16 protein-coding genes and 2 tRNA genes are annotated in these 24,043 nt (G+C 67.8%); 6 read left to right on the top strand and 12 right to left on the bottom strand.

What is annotated here, in order from left to right:
* The first annotated feature begins 8 nt into the window (after positions 1–8).
* Positions 9–1,097 carry an EamA family transporter gene (locus RW112_RS05920; RefSeq protein WP_317780884.1) on the top strand — a complete coding sequence of 363 codons (1,089 nt, stop codon included), beginning with the start codon at positions 9–11 and terminating at the stop codon, positions 1,095–1,097.
* A gap of 530 nt (positions 1,098–1,627) precedes the next feature.
* Here the strand turns inward: RW112_RS05920 and RW112_RS05915 are convergent.
* From RW112_RS05915 to RW112_RS05900, 4 genes are all read right to left on the bottom strand, one after another.
* On the bottom strand, positions 1,628–2,245 hold the full coding sequence (locus tag RW112_RS05915; RefSeq protein ID WP_317780883.1) for a TetR/AcrR family transcriptional regulator: 618 nt from the start codon (positions 2,243–2,245) through the stop codon (positions 1,628–1,630).
* Positions 2,242–4,278 (bottom strand): YhgE/Pip domain-containing protein, encoded by a 2,037-nt coding sequence (locus RW112_RS05910; RefSeq protein ID WP_317780882.1) that lies wholly within the window; start codon positions 4,276–4,278, stop codon positions 2,242–2,244. The genes RW112_RS05915 and RW112_RS05910 overlap by 4 nt, the downstream gene beginning before the upstream one ends.
* Positions 4,275–5,012 carry an ABC transporter ATP-binding protein gene (locus RW112_RS05905; RefSeq protein ID WP_317780881.1) on the bottom strand — a complete coding sequence of 246 codons (738 nt, stop codon included), beginning with the start codon at positions 5,010–5,012 and terminating at the stop codon, positions 4,275–4,277. Before RW112_RS05905 ends, RW112_RS05910 begins: the two co-directional genes overlap by 4 nt.
* A 158-nt stretch (positions 5,013–5,170) precedes the next feature.
* Entirely contained in the window at positions 5,171–6,634 is a 1,464-nt protein-coding gene (locus RW112_RS05900; protein ID WP_317780880.1) for an NAD(P)/FAD-dependent oxidoreductase, read from the bottom strand.
* Positions 6,635–6,774: 140 nt separating this feature from the next.
* Between RW112_RS05900 and RW112_RS05895 the strand changes: the two genes are divergently transcribed.
* A complete protein-coding gene (locus RW112_RS05895; protein ID WP_317780879.1) occupies positions 6,775–7,503 on the top strand; it encodes a FadR/GntR family transcriptional regulator in 729 nt (242 codons plus the stop codon).
* A 78-nt stretch (positions 7,504–7,581) separates the two neighbouring features.
* Here RW112_RS05895 and RW112_RS05890 read toward each other — a convergent pair.
* Positions 7,582–7,655 (bottom strand) — tRNA-Arg (locus RW112_RS05890).
* A gap of 278 nt (positions 7,656–7,933) precedes the next feature.
* Here RW112_RS05890 and RW112_RS05885 point away from each other — a divergent pair.
* Positions 7,934–9,766, top strand: a complete 1,833-nt coding sequence (locus tag RW112_RS05885; RefSeq protein ID WP_317780878.1) for a phosphoenolpyruvate carboxykinase (GTP) — start codon at positions 7,934–7,936, stop codon at positions 9,764–9,766.
* A gap of 151 nt (positions 9,767–9,917) precedes the next feature.
* Here the strand turns inward: RW112_RS05885 and RW112_RS05880 are convergent, their stop codons facing one another.
* The 4 genes from RW112_RS05880 to RW112_RS05865 all read right to left on the bottom strand — a co-directional run bounded on the left by RW112_RS05880 (position 9,918) and on the right by RW112_RS05865 (position 13,586).
* Entirely contained in the window at positions 9,918–11,078 is a 1,161-nt protein-coding gene (locus RW112_RS05880) for a globin domain-containing protein (protein WP_305939745.1), read from the bottom strand.
* A gap of 139 nt (positions 11,079–11,217) precedes the next feature.
* On the bottom strand, positions 11,218–11,667 hold the full coding sequence (locus RW112_RS05875) for an Rrf2 family transcriptional regulator (protein WP_317780877.1): 450 nt from the start codon (positions 11,665–11,667) through the stop codon (positions 11,218–11,220).
* A gap of 20 nt (positions 11,668–11,687) precedes the next feature.
* Complete coding sequence (locus tag RW112_RS05870) at positions 11,688–12,158, bottom strand: hypothetical protein (RefSeq protein WP_317780876.1); 471 nt, start codon at positions 12,156–12,158, stop codon at positions 11,688–11,690.
* Between the two features lie 9 nt (positions 12,159–12,167).
* Complete coding sequence (locus RW112_RS05865; RefSeq protein ID WP_317780875.1) at positions 12,168–13,586, bottom strand: phosphomannomutase/phosphoglucomutase; 1,419 nt, start codon at positions 13,584–13,586, stop codon at positions 12,168–12,170.
* A gap of 135 nt (positions 13,587–13,721) precedes the next feature.
* Between RW112_RS05865 and RW112_RS05860 the strand changes: the two genes are divergently transcribed.
* Positions 13,722–15,911 (top strand): RecQ family ATP-dependent DNA helicase, encoded by a 2,190-nt coding sequence (locus RW112_RS05860; protein WP_317780874.1) that lies wholly within the window; start codon positions 13,722–13,724, stop codon positions 15,909–15,911.
* Positions 15,912–16,052: 141 nt separating this feature from the next.
* Positions 16,053–17,498 (top strand): MFS transporter, encoded by a 1,446-nt coding sequence (locus RW112_RS05855; RefSeq protein ID WP_317780873.1) that lies wholly within the window; start codon positions 16,053–16,055, stop codon positions 17,496–17,498.
* Here the strand turns inward: RW112_RS05855 and RW112_RS05850 are convergent.
* From RW112_RS05850 to RW112_RS05840, 3 genes are all read right to left on the bottom strand, one after another.
* On the bottom strand, positions 17,495–19,135 hold the full coding sequence (locus tag RW112_RS05850; protein ID WP_317780872.1) for an NAD(P)/FAD-dependent oxidoreductase: 1,641 nt from the start codon (positions 19,133–19,135) through the stop codon (positions 17,495–17,497). The genes RW112_RS05855 and RW112_RS05850 overlap by 4 nt on opposite strands.
* Before the next feature lie 92 nt (positions 19,136–19,227).
* Positions 19,228–19,315: transfer RNA gene (locus RW112_RS05845), tRNA-Ser, on the bottom strand.
* Positions 19,316–19,416: 101 nt separating this feature from the next.
* Positions 19,417–21,720, bottom strand: coding sequence for a prolyl oligopeptidase family serine peptidase (locus tag RW112_RS05840; protein ID WP_317780871.1), 2,304 nt, complete (start codon positions 21,718–21,720; stop codon positions 19,417–19,419).
* A gap of 61 nt (positions 21,721–21,781) precedes the next feature.
* Here RW112_RS05840 and RW112_RS05835 point away from each other — a divergent pair, with 61 nt between their 5' ends.
* Positions 21,782–23,782 (top strand): FAD/NAD(P)-binding protein, encoded by a 2,001-nt coding sequence (locus RW112_RS05835; protein ID WP_317780870.1) that lies wholly within the window; start codon positions 21,782–21,784, stop codon positions 23,780–23,782.
* Positions 23,783–24,043 lie beyond the last annotated feature (261 nt).

The raw sequence follows: 24,043 nt of genomic DNA, 5'->3' as shown, positions 1-24,043 counted from the left end.
CCCGGAGCGTGAACCTTCGCCATTCCGCCCTTGCGGTCCTCGTGGCCGTCCTGTGGGGCGCCAACTTCGTTGCGATCGACCTTGGCCTGCACGCCAACGGCACCGAAGTGCCGCCGCTGCTGTTTGTCGCCATGCGCTTCGTGCTGGTGGTCTTCCCATGGATCTTCTTCATCCGCAGGCCCGATGTCAGCTGGCGGGCCATCCTCGGTGTCGGCCTCTTCATGAGCGCCGGACAATTCGGCCTCCTCTACCTGGCCATGGCGCTGGGCATGCCCGCAGGGCTTGCCTCACTGGTCCTTCAGGCGCAAGTGCTGCTGACCGTTCTGCTGGCGGCCGGAATCCTGGGCGAGCGTCCCAGCGGCAGGCAATTCGCCGGCGTCGTCCTCGGCGTGGCCGGACTCGCGGTGGTAGCGGTCGGCCGCAGCATGGTGGCGCCGGTCCTTCCCCTGATCATCGTCCTGGCGGCCGCACTGTCCTGGGCTGCAGGAAATATCGTGGCCCGGCAGGCCAAGGCTTCCTCCGGCCTGGGTCTGGTGGTGTGGTCGGGAGCAGTGGTTCCGCTGCCGCTCATCGGCCTGTCACTGCTGATCGACGGGCCGGCTGCCGTGGGCTCCACTCTGGCGGGACTGGAACTGGTGACCATCCTCAGCGCCATCTACACGGCCGTTCTCGGGTCCCTTGTGGGCTACGGAATCTGGAACTGGCTCCTGGGCATGTACCCGTCATCCGCGGTGGTCCCCTTTACGCTGCTTGTCCCGGTGGTAGGCATGACGACGGCGTGGCTGGTCCTGGGCGAGGTCCCTTCAGCGGCCGAGGTTGCCGGCGGACTCCTGCTGCTGGCCGGCGTGGCCATCGCAGTTCTCCGGCCGGGCAGGCAGGGCGCCACCCCGGGCCAGCGACGGTGGCATGCTCAACGCCGCGATGTGGCCTTTGCGGGCGACTTGGGGGACGGTTTTGGCGCAGACTTGGGCGCAGCGGACTTGGGGACCGGCCGGGCCGAACGCACGGCGGGGGCCTTGGCCGTGGACGACGCCGATGCGGGCCGCTTGGCAGGTGCCCGGACGGCACCTGAAGCGGACGCCGGAACCCGCCCGTAGGTGGTCCCCGCAGCCGCGCGGGAGCCCGTCCGGGCAACCGGCCGCCGGGCGGCCGCTCCGGGTTTGCGCCCGCTGGATCGAGTGCGGCCCGCCTGGCTCCGTCCGGATCGGAGCCGCTTACCGGCCGGCCACACAGCGCCGGCGAACAGAACCAGCAGCGTCCCCGCGCCGGAGACCGCAGCCAGGTAGAAGTAGATGTCCGAGTCCTGGGTGGTTACAGCCGCTCCCAGCGCATCCGGCGCCGCGGTGAAGGCCAGCCCCCACATGCGCAGGAACGCGATGGCGAAACCGATGAACAGGCTGGTGCCCACGCCTCCCGCCAGCAGGGCAAGGTTGCGACCCCGTGCCACCACCTGGACGACGCAGGCGAGGTATCCCACAGCCAGCGCTCCGAGGAAGGTGAACAGCACGGACTCTTCCAGCGTGATCGCCGTCAGCACCAGAAGGCCCGCGGCGGCAATGGCCGCAACGATTGCGATCCTCCCGCTGTTACCCATGTGGCGCATGTGACTAATCTTCCCTGATGTGCGCTACTTCCGGACGTAGCCACGCATAATCGCCATAATGGCCGCGACGCTTTGCTCGCGGGTGCGCTCGGGGTGGTATGTCTGGCGGTCCAGGCCCACCACGAAGCACGCGCCGAAGATGGCAGTCTCCAGGCTGCCCCGGGAAATCGTTTCGTCAACCGGGTACCGGGCGGCCACGTCCTCGATCGCGGCGCCGATGACCTCCAGCAGGCGGCCGCGGAGCTCCGCGAAGGTATCCTGCCATTCACTGGGAATCCGCCAGTTCTCGCTGACCCAGAGCCTGGCAAAGGATGGATATTCGGCCATGAAGTCCATCGCCTGGCCGATCATCGCGTCCATGGCGTGCAAAGGATCGGCGGAAGAATCCTGCACGCTCACCAGACGTGCGTGCAGGATGTCCACACCATGGCGCAGCAGCTGGGCGATCAAATCGGACTTGCTGCCGAAGTTGTAGTACACCGTCCCTTTCGAGACGCCTGCTGCGGCCGCGATCTCGTCCACGGTGACCCCGGCCGCGCCGCGTTTGCCGATCAGCTCCATGGAGGCTTCGAACAGCTTCTGCTTCGTGGCATTGGTCCGGGCCGGCCGGAGCTTCTTTTCGCCGGCTTCCTGCATGCTCATACGGCGATCTCCGGTTTCAGGGACTTCAAGGTCCAGAACTTGTGCTTGTGGACGGCCAGCGTTGACAGCGCGGCCCCCAGCACAGTGTAGCCAAGCAGGCCCGCCACGGTGGGCAGGATCATGGACAGGTCCGCGCCGTAGACCAGGTGGCGCATGCCGGTCACCACGTAACCCATGGGGAGGATCTCGTGCACCACGTGCAGGGGCTGGGGCGTCGTCTGCCACGGGAACGTGCCGCCGGATGACACCAGCTGGAGCACCAGCAGGATCAGCACCACCAGCTTGCCCGGCGAGCCGAGCAGCGCAACGATGCCCTGGATGATGGCACTGAACGCCATTGCCGCCGCCAGCATGAACAGCCACATCAGCACCGGGTGGGCGGGGTTGAGGCCGAGCGCCAGGTCCACCACCAGGGTGAGCAGGCTCGCCTGGACGACGGAGACGGCCAGGAAGGGCAGCCAGCCGCCGAGCGCGATTTTCCACGACGGCGCGTTGGAAGCGAGTGCCCGCTGGGTGACGGGCCGCATGGCCTGGATCAGCATGAAGATGCCGATCCAGAGCGCCAGGGTCAGGAAGAAGGGTGCCAGACCCGCCCCGTAGGACCCGGCCTTCGCCTGTGAGACGTTGCTGACGGCCACGGGATCGGCCATGACCTGTGACAGGCTGCTCTTCTGGGCATCATCGGGATGGGGCACCTGGCCGGCGCCCTTCGCCAGTTCGGAGGCCAGGGTGGCCGCTCCGGAAGCAGCCGTTGCGGCGCCGTCCTCAAGCTGCGCCGCACCGCCGTCGAGCGTCTTGGCGCCTTCGGCAAGCTTCGCGGTGCCGTCAACGGCGCTTTGCTCGCCCGCGGCCAAGGCGGAGGACCCGGTGTGGAGCTGGTCAGCGCCCGCCGAGGCCTGGGAGATGGCGCCGGTCAGGGCGGGTGTGGCCGCCGCCAGCTTGGCGGCACCGTCGCTCACGGCGGCCGAACCGTCCGCCAGTTGCTGGATCTGCGCCGCGTCGGACTGGAGCTTCGCCCTGGCGTCGGCCACGGGGCCGGAGGCCGCCGCTGTGTCGAAGTCCGCCAGGATGCTGTCCGCCTGCGCGTGGGTGATGATCCCGGCGGCCATCAGCCTGCCGTTGGACTCCACCACCCGGTTGCGCAGGCCCTGGTCCGCCGCGTCCAATTGCCCGACGACGTCCTGCACCTTCGTGTTCAGCGTCGCGTTCCCGGCGGCCACCTGGGCGGCGCCTGCTGCCAGCTTTTGCGAATCGGCCGGCAGGGAAGCCGTCTTGTCCTCGAGTTGGCCGAGCCCGTCGCTGAGCCGCGCCGCACCGGCGTCCAGCTGGCTGGCGCCGTCGCGCAGCCTGACCTGCCCCGCGTAAAGTTCGCCGGCGCCGGTGCTCAGCTGCGCGGTGCCGCCATGCAGGGTCACCGTGCCGTCATGGAGCTTGCTGACGCCGTCAGACAGCTGCCCGGCGCCGTCGGCCGCCTTGGCCATCTGCGTATGGATCGTGCCGAAACCGGTGAGCAGCTGGTTCGCGGTTTCCTGGCCCACTTCCTTGGCCACGCTTGAGTGGACGGCAGTGGTCAGCTTGTCCACGATAGTGCTGAGCAGGTAGTTGTTGGCGTCGTTCGTAGTCACGTTCAGCATGGCCTGGCTGGCGGCGTCGAAGCTGCCCGGGGAGACGAGGTTGGCGGAGAAATCCTTCGGTATCTTCAGGGCGAAGGCGTACTTTCCGCTGCTCACCCCCTGATCCGCCGCCTCGGCCGAGTCCACGGACTGCCAGTTGAACACGTGCCCGTCAATCAGGCTGTCCGCAACGTCCCGTCCGGCCTGCAGCCGCGTTCCGTCGCCGGAGGTGGCGCCGGTATCCTCCACCACCAGGGCGGCGTCGATCTGGTCCAGGTTGCTGTACGGATCCCAGTTGGCGTAGAGGTACACCGCGCCGTAGAGCAGCGGGACCATGGTCAGGGCAAGGATGGTCAGCTTGGGCAGCAGCCCGCCGGTCATGCGCTTGAGTTCGGAGCGGGCCAGCCGCAGCACAGTCACTTGGCGTCCTCTGTTTCGGTTTCGGGGGTGGAGTTTTTGTCCACATCAAGGGACTTGGAGGCCGTTTTGCCCGCGTTATCTGGACAAAAACTCGCGGGTACGGGGGTGCGGGGAACGGCGTTGCCGATCACCGCGGCGGAGCCCGTCCAGCAGTCCGGGAGGGCAGCAACGGTGGCGACGACGGCGAGGGGCCGGCCGCCGTCGTACGCCAGCTCCTCGAGCCGCGGCAGCCAGTCCGCGGGATCCGCGCTGTGGCGGTCGGGGGAGTCCACCACGAGGAGGTCCGTGTGCGGGTTGGCGAGTGCCAGGGCTGTGAGCAGTTCGATGCGCCGGGCCGGGGCAAGCTGCTCGGTCCACAGGCCGGCGATGTCCTCGAACCGGTTGACCTTGAGCCACGGTTTGCTGAGCAGGGCGCCGCGGTAGCGCCGGGGGATCAGTGCGAGGTCCTCCGTCACGAGGTCCCGCACGCTCAGGTGCTGTTCGGGCTCATTGACCCCCGGGGCGTCCACGAGGGAACTGGCCAGCCGGAGGCTCCTGGTCTTCGGCAGGCCGTCCCAGAGGAGCTCGCCGGACGACGGTTTCATCCGGCCGCTGACGGTGAGCGCCAGGGCAGTCCGATGGTCCTGGCGGGCGCCGGAAACCAGCACCAGCTCGCCGCGCCGTGCCTGGAACGACGTGGGCGGGAGCAAATCATCCCGCCGGCCTTTCACATGAAGCTGTCGAACCGAGAGCATGGAAGCCTTTCGCAGTGGGTACTGCATCAAGGCTAACTAAACTGACTGGTCAGTTCAAATAGAGTGGAGTCGGTGTGATCAATCAGTCAGGCCCAACGGGCACTTGAGGCCCCGAATCCGCGAGGCCCCGCGGCCTCAAGTGACCGTTCGCGCTGTTCTTACAGGCCGTACTCCTCGAGCAGGCGCAGCCACACCTCGCTGACGGTGGGGTAGGAGGGGACGGCATGCCAGAGCCGGTCCAAGGGCACCTGCCCCACCAGGGCAATGGTGGCGGCGTGGAGGAGCTCTGCCACATCCGGTCCGGCGAAGGTGGCGCCGAGGAGCACCTTCCTGTCCTCGTCCACCACCAGCTGGGCCCAGCCCTCATAGTGTTCGGAATGCAGCGACGACCCTGCCACGCTGATGGGAAGTTCCACGGAGGAGGCGTTGTAACCGTCCTTTTCTGCCTGCTGGACGGACCTGCCCACGCTCGCCAGCTCGGGATCCGTGAACACCACGTTGGGCACGGCATGGTCGTTGGCTGTCTGTGCGAAGCGGCTCCACGGCTCCGGCGTCCCGTGCAGTTCACCCTTGGCACGCGCCGCGATGGCATCTCCGGTGGCGCGCGCCGAGTACTTGCCCTGGTGTGTCAGCATGACCTTCCCAGCGGCGTCGCCCACGGCGTAGAGCCAGCCGCCGTTCCCGCCGTTCCCGCCGTCGATGCCTTCCACCAGGCCGGTGGTGTCCGTTCGAAGCGGCGGCACCGGGCCATCGCCCGCCCCGAGTCCCACGGTTTCAAGGCCCAATCCGCCAAGTGCGGGACGGCGGCCGGTGGCCACGAGGAGCCGTTCGGCGCGGACGGTCCCGCCGTCGGCCAGCTCGACGGCGAATGAACCGTCCCCGTTCCGGCTGACCCGCTCCGTGCCGGTGTTGAGGCGGACGTCCACGCCGTCAGCCCGGAGGCCGGCCAAAACCAGGTTCGCGGCATCCTCCGGGTACATGCTGAGCAGCCCGCTGCGGGCCACGAGCGTCACGGCCGAGCCCAGCCGGGCGAATGCCTGCGCCAGCTCCGTGCCGGCCACACCGCCGCCGAGGACCGCCAGGCTCCCCGGTACGCTGCGTGCGGAGGTGGCCTCCCGGGTGGTCCAGTAGTCGAGCCCGGCCAGGCCGTCGACCGGCGGCGGAGTGGGAGCCGAACCGGTTGACAGCACGACGGCGTGCCGCGCCGCGAGCTGGTAGCTGACCCCGTCCAGCCCGGCTACTTCGACCGCCCGCGGGCCGGTCAGCCGGCCACGGCCGCGGATTAGTTCGATCCCGGTGTCCTCCACCCATTTGACCTGGCCGTCGTCCTGCCAGTTGGACGTGAAGTAGTCGCGGCGCTTCAGGACAGCGGAGGCATCCAAGGTGCGGGTGACCGCTTCCTCGGCGCCGGGGACCGTCTGCGCGCCGTGGAGGGCAGTCCCGGGGCGCAACAGTGCCTTGGACGGCATGCAGGCCCAGTAGGAGCATTCGCCCCCCACCAGCTCCGCTTCGACAAGAACCGCGGTCAGGCCGCCCTGGACCACGCGGTCCGCGACGTTTTCCCCCACGGCTCCGGCACCGATCACAATGACATCGAATTCGCGTTCAACTCTGGCCGTCATGGCACCAGACTACGCCCGGCGCCGCGCCGGCAAATGGCGTCCTGTTGTGCCCGGGAGCTTAACAGAAGGTGGGACATCCAATATTGTTGCTGTGACCCACTCCTCGCGCAGTGGCTCAGGACGCTTGGTTAGGGGAACCCATGAGTACATCCGGCATCGCTTCACAGGCGCGGTTCAGTGCACAAGCCCGGCTTCGCGCGCTTCAGTCGGACATTATGGACCTCATCCTGGAGCGCGAGCTTGATGCGGGTGATCCGCTTCCCACCGAAAACGAACTCGCCGCGGCCCTGGGCGTGGGACGCAATACCCTCCGTGAATCCCTCAAGGTCCTTCAGGCGCTCGGTGTTGTGGAAATCCGGCACGGATTCGGCATGTTTGTGGCGCCCAGCAACTTTGATGCACTGGCGGACGGCATGACGTTCCGCGGCAGGCTGTCGCTGCGCCACAAGGGCGATGAGGCCTTGGAGCTGGTGGATGTCCGGCAGGCGTTGGAATCGGGCCTGATCGGCGGCGCCATGGACTCGATGACTTCCAGTCAGCTGGCAGCAGTTGAGGAGTCAGTGGTCCGCATGGAGGAGCTGGCAGCCGCAGGGCAGACGTTTGTGGAAGCCGACGCGGAGTTTCACCGGCGGTTGTTCGAACCGCTCAACAACGCACTGCTGGTCAGCCTGCTCGCCGTTTTCTGGAAGGTGTACCGGCAGATCAACGTGGAGGTCGGCGCCGGCGCCGAGGACCTTACGGAGACGGCGGCTGTGCATCGCGGGATCTATGAAGCCGTGGCCGGCGGGGATAAGGCCCTCGCCGCTGAACGGCTCAACCGCCATTTCGACGGCATCCGTCATCGTATCTACGAAGTAATAGGGAAGTAGCCCGCGTGTGCGCGGTCCGCAACAAACTGAAACAAAAAAAGATCCGCACCGGCGAGCCGGTGCGGATCTTTTCTATTGTGCGCCCAAAGGGATTCGAACCCCTGACCTTCTGTTCCGTAGACAGACGCTCTATCCAGCTGAGCTATGGGCGCATTCTCGGCTCCGGGATTTTTTCGTTCACCCCCGAACCTCGAATTACTTTACGCGAGTTGGCGCGGAGTTCCAAATCGAACGGCATGTAATCTAGCCGACTAGACCGGTCTATGTGACCTTACTCACAAAAAGGGTCGTTTTGGAGTCTCCAGTTCCTTGATTTTCCGCGGTTTTTGGTTTTTCGGCCTTGGGACATCCCATGTCTGACCCAAAATTTGCAGTGGTCTAGAGCCCTAGCATTTAGGACACACCACTGAACCCGAGGAAGGGAACCGCAATGGGCGATCTCGCACGACTGCCGCTGCTTGAGAAAGCACCCACCACACATGCTGGCCTGCTGGCATGGGTCGAAGAGGTTGCAGAACTTACCCAGCCCGACCGGATCCACTGGGTTGACGGTACGGAAGAGGAAAACACCCGGCTCACGGACGAACTGGTCGACGCCGGAACTCTGACCAGGCTGAACCCGGAACTGTTCCCTAACTCGTTCGCTGCATTCTCCGACCCCGCCGACGTGGCCCGTGTCGAGGAGCAGACCTTCATCTGCTCCGAGAACGAGCGCGATGCCGGCTTCACCAACAACTGGATGGCACCGGCCGAGATGAAGCAGAAGCTTCGCGGCCTGTTTGCCGGCTCCATGCGCGGCCGCACCATGTACGTCATCCCGTTCGTCATGGGTCACCTCGACGCGGAAGACCCCAAGTTCGGTGTCGAGATCACCGACAGCGCCTACGTTGTAGCCTCCATGCGCATCATGGCCAACATCGGCACTGCAGTGCTGGACAAGATCACCGCAACGAACGCCTTCTTCGTTCCCGCCCTGCACTCCCTCGGAGCTCCGCTCGCCCCGGGCCAGGCGGACGTCGCATGGCCGTGCAACCCGGACAAGTGGATTGTCCACTTCCCGGAAGAGCGTTCCATCTGGTCCTTCGGCTCCGGCTACGGCGGAAACGCCCTCCTGGGCAAGAAGTGCTACGCCCTGCGCATCGCCTCCGTGATGGCCCGCGACGAGGGCTGGCTTGCAGAGCACATGCTCATCCTCAAGCTCACGTCGCCGGAGAAGAAGTCGTACTACCTGTCCGCGGCGTTCCCCTCCGCCTGCGGCAAGACCAACCTCGCACTGCTGGACCCGACCATCGAAGGCTGGGAAGTCGAAACCCTCGGTGACGACATCACCTGGATGCGGATCGGCAAGGAAGGCGAACTGCGCGCCACCAACCCGGAGGCCGGCCTGTTCGGCGTGGCCCCGGGCACCGGCTGGGGAACCAACCCCAACGCCATGCGCGCCATCGCCAAGGGTCACAGCATCTTCACCAACGTCGCCCTCACGGACGACGGCGGTGTGTGGTGGGAAGGCATGACCGAGGACGTTCCGGCGCACCTGACCGACTGGGAGGGCAACTCCTGGACTCCTGATTCGGACAAGCCGGCCGCCCACCCGAACTCCCGCTTCTGCACGCCGATCTCGCAGATCGACATGCTGGCCGAGGAGTACTACAGCCCCGAAGGTGTGGAGCTTTCCGCCATCCTCTTCGGCGGCCGCCGCAAGACCACGGTTCCCCTGGTGACCCAGGCCCGTAGCTGGACCAACGGCATTTTCATGGGCTCCACGCTCTCCTCGGAGACCACGGCCGCAGCTGCCGGCCAGGTCGGCAGGCTTCGCCGCGACCCGATGGCCATGCTCCCGTTCATCGGCTACGACGCCGGCGACTACCTGAAGCACTGGATCAGCGTCTCAGGCAAGGCCAACCCGGAGCGCCTGCCGCATATCTTCCTGGTCAACTGGTTCCGCCGCACCGCCGACGGCGGCTTCGCCTGGCCCGGCTTCGGCGACAACGCCCGTGTGCTCAAGTGGGCCATCGAGCGTCTCGAAGGCAAGGCCGACGCCGTGGAGACCCCGATCGGCTTCGTGCCGACAGGTGACTCGCTGGACCTCACCGGCCTGGACCTCACCCACGCCCACGTGGAAGAGGCCGTCCGTGTGGACCGCGAGGAATGGGACGCCGAGCTGGCCTCCATCGAAGAGTGGTACGCCAAGTTCGGAGACTCCCTGCCGGGGGCCCTGCGCGCCGAGCTCGAAGCCCTGAAGGAGCGCATGGCTGACCACTAGCAGCCGGCAACAAACAGCGATTACGACGGCGGCGCCGCACCTTTGGCAGAAAAGGTGCGGCGCCGCCGTCGTGCGTTAACAAGCGAAGAAGCGCGAACGGACACTTAAGCCCCGGGGCTCAAGTGTCCGTTCGCGCTTCCTGCGGGCTGGGTCAGCTGGCCAGCCAGATGTCCGGGCCGAAGACTTCGTAGTGGATCTTCGTGGCGGGGATGCCGGCGTTGATGGCCTCGTTGCGGATGTGCTTCATGAACGGAAGCGGTCCGCACAGGTACAGCGAGGCGTTGGCGGGCAGGTCCACCTCACGGAGGGACATAAAACCGGCGTTGGAACCGGCCTGGGGTTCCTCCAGCCAGAGCTGGAGGTCCGCACCCTCGAGGCGTTCGACGTCGTCCGTCATCTGCCCGCGCAGGGCCCAGCTGTCAAGGGTGCTTTCGGCGTGCAGCACCAGGACCCGGCGGTCGGATCCGGCCTCGGCGAGCGACCGCAGGATGGAGGCCGTGGGGGTGCAGCCGATGCCGGCGGAGGCCAGGACCACGGGGCCGTCGCCGTCCTTGAGCGTGATCTCGCCGTACGGGTTGGAGATCTCCAGGATGTCGCCAACCTCGACGCCGTGGTGCAGCACCGGGGATACCTCGCCGCCGTCGTCCAGTTTGGTGGTGAAGGTGCGGCTGGTGCCGGCGTCGTCCGAGAGGGAGTACTGGCGGACCTGGCGCAGGCCGTCCGGAAGCTGGACCTTGACGCTGACGTACTGCCCCGGAAGGGCGGCGGTGACGGGGGTGTCATCGGCCGGTTCCAGGGTGAAGGTCATGGCGCCGGTGCCGGCCGGTGTCTTGGCGGCGACCCGCCACGGGGTCCACATCTTGTCGTTGGCCTGGCTGGCGTAGAGGCCCTTCTCGATCTTGATGAGGGCATCAGCCATGAGCCAGTACACCTCAGTCCACGCCTCGGCGATTTCCGGGGTGATGACTTCCGCGAGGTCCTCGGCAATGGCGGCGAAGAGGTGCTCGTAGACCACCTGGTACTGGGGTTCGGTGATGCCCAGGGAGGCGTGCTTGTGGGCGATCCGGGAGAGCACGGTTTCCGGGAGGGTGCCGGGGTTGTTCACCAGGTGCGTGGCGAAAGCGGCGATGCTTCCGGCCAGGGCCTGCTGCTGGTTGCCTGAGCGCTGGTTGGAGCGGCTGAACAGGCCGTCCAGCAGTTCCGGGTGGGCGGCGAAGAGCCGTGCGTAGAACTTGGGGGTGATGTCGCCGATGCGGGAGCCGACGAGCGGCAGGGTGGCCTCGATGACAGGGCGGGATTTGTCCGAGAGCATGTGTGACTCCTGAGGTAAGGGCCCGGGGCCTTCGTCCGGACCGCGATCAATACATGTATTTGAAATACAAGTATTTGTACCTCAGTTCTACACGTCGTAGAAAACATTTCCAAATTGAGGCGGGGAGTTGAGGCGGGGCTCAGAGTCCGGGCCGGAGCCCGATCGCCTGGAATACCGGCTCCATCTGGCGCGTGCCGGGGAGGGTGGACACCACGATGTCGTCCAGTTCGCGGTAGAAGGCCTCCCGTGCCCGCGCCAAGGCGCCGCGGAGCTTGCATTCGTTGATGAGCGGGCAGTCGCCGTTCACGGAGTGGCAGTCGGCCGGATCAGCACGGGTGTTCAGCTGCCGCAGGAGCTGGCCGACGGTGGCCCGGCGTCCGGCCGCGTTGAGCCTCGAGCCGCCGTTGCGGCCCCGCTCAACGTCGATCACGCCAAGTTCACGGAGCCTGGCCATGGCCTTGCTGACGTGGTTGTAGGGCGTGCCCACGGCGTCGGCGATGCTCTGGGTGGTCAGCAGGCTGCCGTCCGGCGCCGCCGACAGAACCATCATGGCGCGAAGGCTCACATCCGCAAAGGCGTTGATCTTCATGTCAGCAACCCACTGGAGGTCTAGTCCACCCAGATGGCGGGTTCGCTGGAGTCAGCTGCAAGCTGGCCGAATTCCCATTCGCGCGACTCTGCGTTGGGTTCGTAGGGCAGGACGGCGGCGAACACGGATCCGTCGCGGTGCTCGGCCGCGACGTGGATGGCGTCCGTGTCCTCTTCCAGCAGGGTGATGTCACAGACCACGGCCGCGGCACGGAAATCGTCCCGGTTCTGCCGGAGCAGCTCGGTGAGGTCGCTGATCATCGTGTCGGCATCGAACTCGCCCTCTGAGCCGTCCTCGGCGTCAGCCGGCGTGACGGCGACAAGGCGCACCTCGCCGTCGTTCTCCACCACCAGGGCGAACGGCAGGAACCCGCCGTTGCGCCCGAGCTGTTCCTGTGCCGCGCCGACGCCGGTGCCCAGCAGGTTTTCCAGGTCGGTGGCCGTGGCTTCGGGCACCGAATCCCGCCAGGAGGTTCCGGGAAGTTCAGTCATCCGGCCGGCCTAGCCGTTGACCAGGGCCAGCACACGGTCCCGGATGCGTTCCATGGTGGCCCGGTCCGCGGCCTCTGCATTCAGGCGGAGGAACGGTTCCGTATTGGACGGACGCAGGTTGAACCACCAGCTGCCGTCGCGGGCAGTGAAGGTGCTGCCGTCCAGCAGGTCGATCTCTACGTCTTCTCCGGCAAAGTCTGCGCGGACACGCTCCACGGCTGCTGCCTTGTCCTCAATTTCGGAGTTGATTTCCCCGGAGGAAACATACGGCTCGTACTCGTGGCCGAGTTCGGACAACGGGCGGTCCTGCTCGCCGAGGGCGGCCAGGACATGCATCGCGGCAAGCATGCCGGTGTCCGCATTCCAGAAATCGCGGAAGTAGAAGTGTGCGGAGTGCTCGCCGCCGAAAACGGCGCCTTCCTCGGCCATCACTGCCTTGATGAACGAGTGGCCAACGCGCGTGCGGACCGCGCGGCCGCCGTCGTGCGCCACGAGTTCCGGGACGGCCTTGGAGGTCAGCAGGTTGTGGATGATGGTGGGCGTTTCCTCGCCTTGCGCCTTGGCGCGCGCGATTTCACGGCGGGCCACCATTCCGGTGATGGCCGACGGCGACACCGGGTTGCCCTTCTCGTCGATCACAAAGCAGCGGTCGGCGTCGCCGTCGAACGCCAGTCCGATGTCCGCGCCGTGTTCGACGACGGCGGCCTGGAGGTCCAGCAGGTTTGCCGGCTCGAGCGGGTTGGCCGGGTGGTTCGGGAAGGAACCGTCCAGTTCGAAGTACAGGGGGATGATGTCGAACGGCAGCTTGGGCAGGAGGGCGTCGCCGAGTACCGCAGGGGTGGTCAGCCCGGCCATGCCGTTGCCGGCGTCGACAACCACCTTCAGGGGGCGGGATCCCGTGAGGTCCACGAGCTTGCGGAGGTACTCGGAGTAGTCCTTCAGGACGTCGTGGACGCCGATGAGGCCGCGCTGGGCGGCGGCCGGGATGGATCCGGCGTGGAGGTAGTCCTCCGCGCGGGCCTGGATTTCCTTCAGGCCGGATTCCGAGGAGATCGGCTGGGCGCCGGCCTTGGACATTTTGATGCCGTTGTACTCGGCGGGATTGTGGCTGGCGGTGAACGTGGCACCGGCCGCGTTGAGTGCACCGCAGGCGTAGTAGAGCTCGTCGGTGGAAATGAGGTCCAGGAGCTGGACGTTGGCTCCGCGTGTGGCGGCACCGTTGGCGAATGCCTTGCTGAACTCAGGGGAGGAGGGGCGCATGTCCCCGCCCACCAGGACGGTCTGGCCCTCGAGGTTCAGGACGTCCACGAAGGCGGCACCTACGGCTTCGACGATTTCGGCGGTAATCGACTCGCCCACAATGCCACGCACGTCGTAGGCCTTGAACGATGCCGAAAGGTCAAAAGTCTTTGTCTGGTCGCTAGTCACGCGTTCCATCTTACGTTGAAGCGCAAAATGGCTGTGGAGGAGTAGTTGCGTTACGGCAACGGCGCGCCGCGCGGATTTCCACATGGCCGGATGCCCGACTTCCCGGCTGTCGGAGGGGGCTGGGATACTGAATCAATGGCCAATAACCAGAATGCTGCTGTCCTGTCCGCTTCCGCCGACCTCCCCGCGGGTGGGACGGGGACCCGGGACCAGGCGCTGGAGGTGCTGCGGGGACTCGTGGGACATCCGGAGGCCAGCTTCCATGACGGGCAGTTCGAAGCCATTGAGGCGCTGGTCGACGGCGGCCGCCGGGCCCTGGTGGTCCAGCGCACCGGCTGGGGAAAGTCGGCTGTCTACTTTGTGGCGTCGCTGCTGCTCCGGCGCCGCGGCGCCGGCCCCACCCTGATCGTTTCGCCGCTGCTCGCCCTGATGCGGGACCAGGTGGCGGCAGCGGCCCGGGCAGGCGTCCGCGCCGTCGCCATCAACTCCGCCAACCAGCTCGAATGGGACACTGTCCGCGAACAGCTCGCCGCCGACGAAGTGGACGTGTTGCTCGTGTCCCCGGAGCGGCTCACCAATCCTTCATTCCGGGAGAACCAGCTCCCCGAACTGATCCGCCGCACCGGGCTCCTGGTGATTGACGAGGCACACTGCATCTCCGACTGGGGCCATGACTTCCGCCCGGACTACCGGCGCATCGCGGACCTCATCACCCAGCTGCCGGATACCGTGCCCGTGCTGGCCACCACTGCCACCGCCAACTCCCGGGTGGTCCACGACATCGAAGAGCAGCTGGGCGACGGTGTCCTGACCATCCGCGGGGCACTGGGCCGCGAATCGCTCCGGCTGGGCGTGCTGAACCTTCCGGACTCCCGCGACCGGCTGGGCTGGCTGCTGACGCACCTGGCGGACCTGCCCGGCAGCGGCATCATCTACACCCTCACCGTCTCGGCGGCCGAGGATACTGCCCGACTGCTCGCCGAAGCCGGCCATGAGGTCCTCGCCTACACCGGCCGCACCGATCCCGCTGACCGGGAACGGGCGGAACAGCTCCTGAAGGACAACCAGGTCAAGGCGTTGGTGGCCACCTCGGCCCTGGGCATGGGCTTCGACAAGCCGGACCTGGGCTTCGTGGTGCACCTTGGCGCCCCGTCGTCACCGGTGGCCTACTACCAGCAGGTGGGCCGTGCCGGACGTGGCGCGGCCAACGCCGACGTCCTGCTCCTGCCGGGCTCCGAGGACCGCGACATCTGGCAGTACTTTGCCACGGCGTCCATGCCGTCGGAGGAAAAGGCCGCGGCTGTCCTCACGGCCCTGGCCGAGGCAGGAGCCGCCGTGTCCACTGTGGCCCTCGAGGCCCGCGTTGACCTGAGGCGCACACCCCTGGAGCTGCTGCTCAAGGTACTGTCCGTGGACGGCGCCGTGGAGCGGGTGGGCGGCGGCTGGCGCTCCACCGGCCAGCCCTGGACCTACGACGCCGAACGGTACACCCGCATAGCCGAGGCCCGTGTGGACGAGCAGGACTCCATGGTCATTTACCAGGACACGGCCGGTTGCCGGATGGAATACATCACCTCGGTCCTGGACGATGAAACAGCCCGTGCCTGCGGCCGCTGCGACAACTGCGCCGGGCGCTGGTTCCCCGCGGACATCTCCTCCTCGGCCACGGAGGCGGCCGGGCAGACGCTCAGCCGCGCAGGCGTAGCGCTGGAACCGCGACTGCAGTGGCCCAGCGGGATGGACAGGCTGGGCGTAACGGTCAAGGGCAAGATCAAGCCGGAGGAAAGTCTTGCCGAAGGGCGGGTGCTGGCCCGCCTGACGGACCTCGGCTGGGGCGGTTCCCTCCGGGAAATCTTCGCCTCCGGCGCCGCGGACCGTGAGGTTGACCCCGCCATGCTGCAGGCCTGCGTCCAGGTGCTCCGGGAGTGGGGTGCAGGAAACGGCCGCACCCCAGGCTGGAGCGGCGCCGGCCGCCCCGCGGCCATCGTGAGCATCCCGTCGCGGAGCAAACCCGCCTTGGTCGACTCGCTGGCGCGCGGCATTTCCGGGATCGGCCGCATACCCTACCTGGGCCAGCTGCAGCTGGAACACGGCGGACCCACCGGCGGACGCGGCGGCAACAGCGCCTACCGGCTGGCCGGAGTATGGGACCGGCTCGTGGTGGGACCGGAGCTTGAAACGGCACTTGCAGGCATCCAGGGGCAGAGCATCATGCTGGTGGACGACCTCACGGACAGCCGCTGGACGGTCACCGTGGCCGGGCGGGCACTGCGCCGGGCCGGGGCAGGGGCCGTGCTTCCCTTGGTGCTGGGACAGGCAGGCTAGGACAGGACAGGACAGGACAGGACAGGCCGGCCAGGACGGGCAGGACAGGCACGCCTCCGGCTCCCGCGTAAGGGGCGGACTTATTCTGGCACCGCGCCAGGCCCGCCTATAGGATCGGCGAATGAGTCCAGGCCAGGAGCCATGAGCGAATCCCAGAGCAACGCCGCGGCGGCGGTCCGCCAGGAATGGCAGCCGCGGCTGGCCCTGCTGGTGGCGGCGACCTTCTTCATGGAATTCCTGGACGGTACGGTGCTGACCACGGCCATCCCCAGTATTGCGGCAGACTTCGCGGTGGCTCCCGCGGACGTGAACATCACCATGACGGCCTACCTCATGACGGTGGCCATGGGGATTCCCGTGAGCGGATGGCTGGCCGAGCGCGTGGGCGCCCGGCGCGTCTTCTGTGCCGCCATCGCGGTGTTCACCATCGCCTCCCTGCTGTGCGCCCTGAGCCAGGACCTCACCATGCTCACCGTCAGCCGCGTCCTGCAGGGTGCCGGCGGCGCCATGATGGTGCCGGTGGGGACGCTCGTGGTGCTGCGCAGGACACCCAAGGAGGACCTGCTCCGTGCCACGGCCTACCTTGTGTGGCCAGGGCTGCTGGCGCCGGTGCTGGCACCCCTGGTGGGCGGCGCACTGACCACGTTCCTGTCGTGGCACTGGATCTTCCTGATCAACATTCCGCTGGGGCTGGCCGCCTTCATTGCCGCCCTGAGGCTGGTTCCGCAGGGAGCGGGAGACCAGTCCCGCCGCCTTGACTGGCTGGGGCTCCTGCTGACAACGGCCGGAGTCGGTGCCCTGGTGGTGGGGCTCGAACTCGCCACTGCCCACCCCTCAGAACCTTTCGGGGCGATCAGCGTGGCCGCCGGCTTCGTGTTCATCGCGGGAGCAGTCCTGTGGCTGCGGCGGGCCCCCAACCCCCTCTTCCAACTGAATGTGTTTGGCACCCGGACGTTCCGCGCCACGTCCACCGGCGGCTTCGTCTACCGCCTGACCATCAGCGCGGTGCCGTTCCTGCTGCCGCTGATGTTCCAGGACGGGTTCGGCTGGGATCCGCTGCAAGCCGGCGTCATGGTGGCGGCGGTCTTCATCGGCAACATCGGCATCAAACCGGCAACCACGCCGCTCATCCGCAGGTTCGGCTTCAAGCCCGTCCTGGTCTTCGCCTCACTCGCGTCGGCCGTCACGTTTGCACTGTGCGCCCTGCTGAACGCCGGAACTCCGGAACCGCTGATCTTTGCCCTGCTGGTCTGCAGCGGCGCCTTCCGCTCCATCGGATTTTCGGCCTACGCCTCCGTACAGTACGCCGACATCGTCCCCGGGCAGCTGCCGTCCGCCAACGCGATTTCTGCCACGCTGGTCCAGTTGGCGGCCGGCGCGGGCATCGCGGTCGGCGCCTTGTTCCTCCGGCTCTTCGCCGAACCAGGCGCTTTCGGGTCCGACCCCGTTGCCCCCTACCGGGGCGCGTTCGTGGCCATCGCGGTGCTGATGCTGCTCAGCACCGCGGACAGCCTGACCCTGCACCGCCAGGCCGGCGCCGACGTCAGCCGCGGGCGCTCCGCCGCCCCGAAGGCCGCGAACCCCTAGGATTCCGCCCGAAAGCCCGGCGCCCCGGAGAACTTCGGCTCCGCCGCGCCGGCCTCCAGCACCGCCATGGCGGCGTTGTGGCCGCCGATGGCGCTGACTGCTCCGCCGCGCCGGGCTCCGGAGCCGCAGAGCAGGATCCGGGGATCGTCCGTGGCCACACCCCAGCGCCGGGCGGGAGTGTCCAGCAGGGCATCGTCCTCGGCGAACGGCCAGTCAAGGCCGCCGTGGAAAATGTTGCCGCGGGGCATGCCTACGGCGCGCTGGATATCCAGCGTTGTCTTCGTTTCGATGCACGGTGTACCGCCCGTGCCGGTGAGCAGCAGGTCCTCGATCGGTTCCGCCAGCACAGAGTTGAGGGATCGTACGACGGCGGCCTGCAGCACTGCCCGCATCTCCTCGTTGTTTTCCGCCGTGATGAGCTTGTCCGGAACGTGAAGCCCGAAGACGGTCAGCGTGTGGGCGCCGGAAGCCTGCAGTTCCGGCGAGAGGATGGACGGATCGGTCAGCGAATGGCAGTAGATTTCGCAGGGCAGCGGGTCCGGGACCGTTCCCTTTTCGGCGGTTAGGTAGGCGTCGTCCAGCTGCGTCCACGTCTCATTGATGTGGAACGTTCCGCCGAAGGCCGCCTCCGGGCTGATGCTGCGGTCCAGCAGCCGGGGCAGGCGCTTGAGCAGGAGGTTCACCTTGACCTGGGAACCCTCGCGCCGGTGGTTGGGGTTCCCGGGCTCACCGCCGCCCGTGCCGCGCAACCTGGCCAGCACGGCAGGCGCCACGTTGGACAGCACCCACCCGGCCGAGGCGCAGCGTTCCCCGCCGTCATGTCGGTAGTCCACCGCTCCGCCGGGACGGATGCCCCTGACCTCGGCGGACGTCAGGATGGTGGCGCCGGCTTCGCGGGCGGCCCGTTCCAGCTCACCGGAAACGGCCCCCATGCCGCCGATGGGAACATCCCAGTCTCCGGTCCCGCCGCCCAGGAGGTGGTACAGGAAACAGATGTTCTGCTGCAGGTCCGCGCTGTCAGCCCGGGCAAACGTGCCGATCAGGGCGTCGGTCAGGACCACGCCGCGCACCAGGTCGCTGTCCAGCCCGCGGGTAATGGCCTCGCCAAGCGGCCGCTCGATCACCGCTTCCCACACGTCACCCGCACCGGCGGCTTCGGCGAGTTTCCTGGCTTCGGAGCGGGTGGGCAGCGGCGAGGTCATGGTGGGCCACAGTGCTCCGGTGAGCTTCCGGCATTCCGCATAGAAGCGCTCAAAAGCCGCGGCCTCGGCGGCGGGGGCACCCACCGACGCGAAGGACAAGGCGGTGGCCTCCGAGTCCGCGTTGTCGATCAGGAGCCCGGTGCCGGGACTGCCCGGGTCCGGCGTGTAGGACGAGTAGCGGCGCCGTGCCAGTCGGATGCGCAGGCCCAGGTCGTCCATGATTTCCTGCGGCAGCAGGCTCACCAGGTAGGAGTACCGCGAAAGCCGGGCGTCGACGCCGTCGAACGCCTGGGCGGAGACGGCCGCTCCGCCGGCGTGGTCCAGTTTTTCCAGCAGCAGGACGTCCCGGCCTGCCCGGGCCAGGTAGGCGGCGGCCGCCAGGCCGTTGTGCCCGCCACCGACAATGATCACGTCATGATTACTGCTGCTCGTCATGGGGCCATCCTGCCACCCGGTTCCGCGGTTGGCCGGAAACGCAACGTGCCGGGGAACGCAAAAGGCCCCGGTCCAGGGACCGGGGCCAAACGCGGAGACGGGGGGATTTGAACCCCCGGTGGAGTTGTGCCCCACACTTCATTAGCAGTGAAGCCCATTCGGCCGCTCTGGCACGTCTCCAATTGCTATTCCTAGCCCACCAAGGATACGCAGAACGGGCCATCCAGTGCAAAACGGTGGGAAAGGCCGTGCAGATTAGTGCAGATTCGCTGCCGGCGGGGCTAGCTGCCGGAGGACCCTGCCAGGGAGCGCCACAGGAAGTGCTGGCTCCGGCTCTGCAAAGCGGCCGCCTGCCGGTTGTCCGAGGCGCCGGCATGTCCGCCTTCCAGGGCCTCGTGGAACCAGACGTTGGGGATGCCCATGGCCTGCATCCGGGCGGCCATCTTGCGGGCCTGGACGGGGCCCACACGGTCATCGGAGGTTGCGGTCCAGATGAAGGTTTCCGGGTAATCCACGCCGTCGCGGAGGAGGTGGTACGGCGAAAACGTCCGGATGAACTCCCACTCTTCGGCAACGTCCGGGTCCCCGTATTCGGCGATCCAGGAGTAGCCGGCGGACAGCTTGGTGTAGCGGCGCATGTCCAGCAGCGGCACGCCGCAGGACACGGCACCGAACAGTTCCGGGTACCTGGTGAGCATGTTGCCCACCAGCAGGCCGCCGTTGGAGCCGCCCACGCAGCCGAGGCGTTCCTTGGAGGTGACTCCGCGCGAGATCAGGTCCCTGGCCACGGCTGCGAAGTCCTCGAACGCGCGGTGGCGCTTTTCCTGCAGGGCTGCGCGGTGCCACGAGGGTCCGTATTCGCCGCCGCCGCGGATGTTCGCCACCACGTAGACGCCGCCGCGGCTGTGGGCGGAACCGGCGTCGCCCTCGGGACCGCCCTCACCGGCATCCGGTGCGGTCGTTCGGCGTTCCAGCCACGCCCGGCCGATCGCTCCGCTGTAGGCCGGCGTGCGGGAGACCTCAAATCCGCCGTAGCCGGACAGCTGCGTGGGGTTCTGGCCGTCGAGCACCAGGTCGCGGGACGCCACCTGGAAGTACGGGACCCGCGTCCCGTCCTCCGAGACCGCGAAATGCTGCTGGACCTCGTAGGCGGAGTCGTCAAAATAGGACGGTGAGGTACGGACCACCTCGTGTGCGCTCACCACGTCGCCGTTGTCGCCGCGGCGCAGCGTCCCCCGGGTAAGCGTGCTGGGCGTGGTGAACCCGGTGGCCACGAGCCAGAAGTCGTTCCCCGCGCCGGGGGATTCGCCTTCCGGTACGGTCACGCTGCCGCCGGTCCCGTCGTCGTCGTGCTCCTCGTCAACCTCGAGGCTGTCGTCCTCGTCGTCGACGGCGAACGCGTTGACGTCATGCAGCGGCGGGCACGCGTCCAGGAGCGTGGAAGCCCAGGCGGAGCCGCTGCCGGGCCGTTCCGGGTCCAGGACGCGGATCTCGGAGGAGACGTCCCGCAGGAGGTTCAGGAGCAGGAAGTTCCGGGTCCAGCTCCAGGACTGCAGCGACGTGTGCGCATCCGGGGTGAACAGGACCACGAGGTCGCGGCTGCCGGCAAGGTAGTCCTCGAAGTTCGCGGCGAGCAGGGAGCCGGCGGGGTAGGTGCGGCCGTTGACGGCCCAGTCGCCCTGCGGCCGGAACAGCAGCCACTCACGGTGCACGCTCAGGTTCACGTCGGTGGGGGCGTCGATGGCAACCCAGGATCCGTCACGCAGCACGGACGTGCTCTTGTTGAAGAAGCTGATCCAGTCCATGGCGAAGGTCCGCTCAAACCCCGGGGTGGAATCATGGGCCACCAGCGCCATCATGTGGTCTTCCGGGATTTCGAACACCCGCTCGGCCGTCAACAGCGACCCGCCGCGGGCGAGCCTGACGGCGGTGCTGGCGTAGGACGACGAGGTCTTGGGCATGCCTTCCGCGGTGCTGGAGACCAGCAGCGTGTCCCTGTCCAGCCAGGAGGCGTTGCCCTTGGCCGTGGGCAGGTCGAACCCTCCGGCTGCCGGGTCCACGAACGTGCGGGTTTCGACGTCGAACTCCCGGTAGCGGTTGGCGTCGCCGCCGTCGGGGGAGAGGGCCAGCAGCGCCAGCCGGTGCGGTTCGCCGGGAGCGGGGCGGAGGAAGTTGGCGCCGTGGAAAACCCACTCTTCGCCTTCGGCGGCGGCCAGCGCGTCGACGTCCAGCAGCACGTCCCATTCCGGTTGCCCGCTCCGGTAGCCCTCCCAGGACGTCCGGCGCCACAGCCCCTTCGGGTTCTGCCCGTCCCGCCAGAAGTTGTAGTACCAGTCGCCGTGCTTGCCCACCATGGCGATCTTGTCCGTGGAGTCCAGCACTTCCAGGATGCGGCCTTCGAGCCTCGCGTAGTCGGCGTCTTCGAGCAGCTCCTCGGTGCGGGCGTTCTGTTCGCGGACCCAGGCCAGCGGTTCCTCGCCGTAAATCTCCTCAAGCCAGATATTCTCGTCAGTCGGTTCGGGCGCTTTCCCGGAGGCGGAAGAGGCGCCGGACACGGGCGGGTGATCAGCTGCTGTGGTGGTCATGGGCCCTACGAAACAGCATCGGCGCGCAGCTAGCAAGTCACATGCGGATACTCTGGAAGGCGTGGGCACATCGCAAAGCATCCGGACGGCAATCATAGGGGCCGGACCCCGCGGTACCAGTGTCCTGGAGCGGCTCCTGGCCAACTGGCGGCTCAGGAACCCCTCCGCAACCGGGTCTTCCGGACCGCAGAGCGCCGCCAGCCTCCACGCCCCCGGCCTCCCCGGCGCCAGCCTCCACATCGACGTGGTGGACCCGTACCCGGCCGGTCCGGGCCACGTGTGGCAGCCCGGACAGTCCCGGCTGTACCTGATGAACACGCAATCGTTTTATCCCACGGTCATTCCCGAGGACCCTGAACTGGCGTCACCGGTGGCCGGCAGCACGTTCGACAAATGGCGGGCAGCGCAGCGGGAAAGCCCCCACGACTCGCTGACCGAGGATGAACGCCGAGAACTCGCCGGCCTCGGAGCCCGGGATTTTCCGAGCCGCGCCCTGTACGGCCGCTACCTCCGCGCCACCCTTGACGAGTTGCTCGCGCACCTTCCGGAGGGCGTCACTGTCCAGTTCCACCGCACCACCGCCACCGCCGTGCGGCCGGCAGGAGACGGAACGTTCGACGTCGAACTCGGGGACGGCGGGCCCCTCACCGTCAGTTCCGCGGTGCTGGCGCTGGGACACCTTGACGCCAGGCTCAACGCCGAGCAGCGCGAGCTCCACGCTGGCGCAAGCCGGCTGGGGCTCCTGTACGTGCCCCCGGCGGTTCCTGCCGACGTCGACTGGTCCGTGGTGCCGGCAGGCCAGCCGGTGCTGGTGCGCGGCATGGGGCTGAACTTCTTCGACGTGATGGGCCAGCTCACCGAAGGCCGCGGCGGGAAGTTCGTGGCAGCGGAAGGCAACGGCACGGCCCGGCTTGCGTACATCCCGTCCGGCGACGAGCCGCTGATCATTGCCGCGTCCCGGCGGGGGACACCGTACCGGGCCAAAGCCGACCTTGCCGGGTACTACCCGGCCGGGGTGACGCTCCGGTACTGCACCGAAGCTGCCGTGGGGCGGTTCGCGGCCGCGGGAATCACACCCGCCTTTGACCATGACCTCTGGCCCCTCCTCCAGCGGGACGCGCTCTGGGCCTACTACTCCACCCTGGTCCGGACCAGCCCGGACGCCGTCACCGAGCCCGAAGCTTTCATGGCGCTGCTCCAGGAAGCCATGCGGCCGCACGCCCACAGCGTTTCCCACTGGGAAGCCGAAGCGGACGCCCTGGTTGCGCGGCACGTGGCGCGCAGCCAGCGCCTGAACCTTCCCGGCCTGGCGGCACCCCTGGCGGGGCGTAGTTTCGCTTCGCAGTCGGAGGTGGATGCCGCCGTCGTCGACTACCTGCTCGATGACGCCCGGCGCTCGGCGCTGGGGGAGGACGACCCCGTGAAGATGGCCATCGGGGCGTTGCACCACGGCCGGGCGGTACTGAAATCGGCGGTGGCCGACGGCGGCATCACCGACGAGTCCTGGGTCGCCGGCCTGCGGGGCTGGTTTGAGTCGTTCGTCGAAGGGCTGGCCAGCGGCCCGCCGGCCATCCGGGCGGAACAGCTCGCGGCGCTCGCCCGGGCCGGAGTGGTGAGTTTCGTGGGGCCGGACCCGAAGTTTTCGCTGGACCGGTCCGCTGGCACCTTCACGGCCGCATCCCCGTGGGTGCGGGACGGGGCGGTCCGCGCCCGCGCGATGATCGAGGCGCTTGCTCCCGCCAACAGGATCTCCGTCAACGTTTCCCCGGTTCTGGAGCAGCTCCTGGCCGACGGCCTGGTCCGGCCCCGGCTGATGATGACCGTGGAAGGGGCGCCGGTGGAGACCACAGGGCTGGATGTCAGCCCGCACCCCTACCGCCCGGTGGGCGCCAACGGATCCGTCACCGAGGGGCTGTATGTGCTGGGCCTGCAGCTGTCCGCCGCGCAGTGGGGCACGGCAATCGCCGCGGAAGCGCGGCCGCAGGACGGGCCCGTGTACCGCAGCGGCCAGCGCACCCTCCGGGACGCCGACGAGATAGCCCGCCACATCCTCGACCGCTGACCCCGCAAGCGTCGCACCCCACCGCCCGCACCCTGACCCCGCACCCCGCCCCACCCCGCCCCACCCCACCCGGACGCTCTCTCACCTCCTGCACTTTTTTGGCGACGCTCTCTCACCTCCTGCACCTTCTTGGGCGACGCTCTCTCACTTTCTTCGACGCAGTGAGAGAGCGCCGCAGGGGAACCGGCGGGAGGTGAGAGAGCGTGGCAGGGGAACCGGCAGGAAGTGAGAGAGCGTCGCAGGGGCACAAGAAACATGCCC

The organism is Arthrobacter sp. B10-11, from assembly GCF_033142195.1.
Taxonomy (GTDB): Bacteria; Actinomycetota; Actinomycetes; order Actinomycetales; family Micrococcaceae; genus Arthrobacter; species Arthrobacter oryzae_C.
This window is presented reverse-complemented; position numbering and strand designations above follow the sequence as displayed.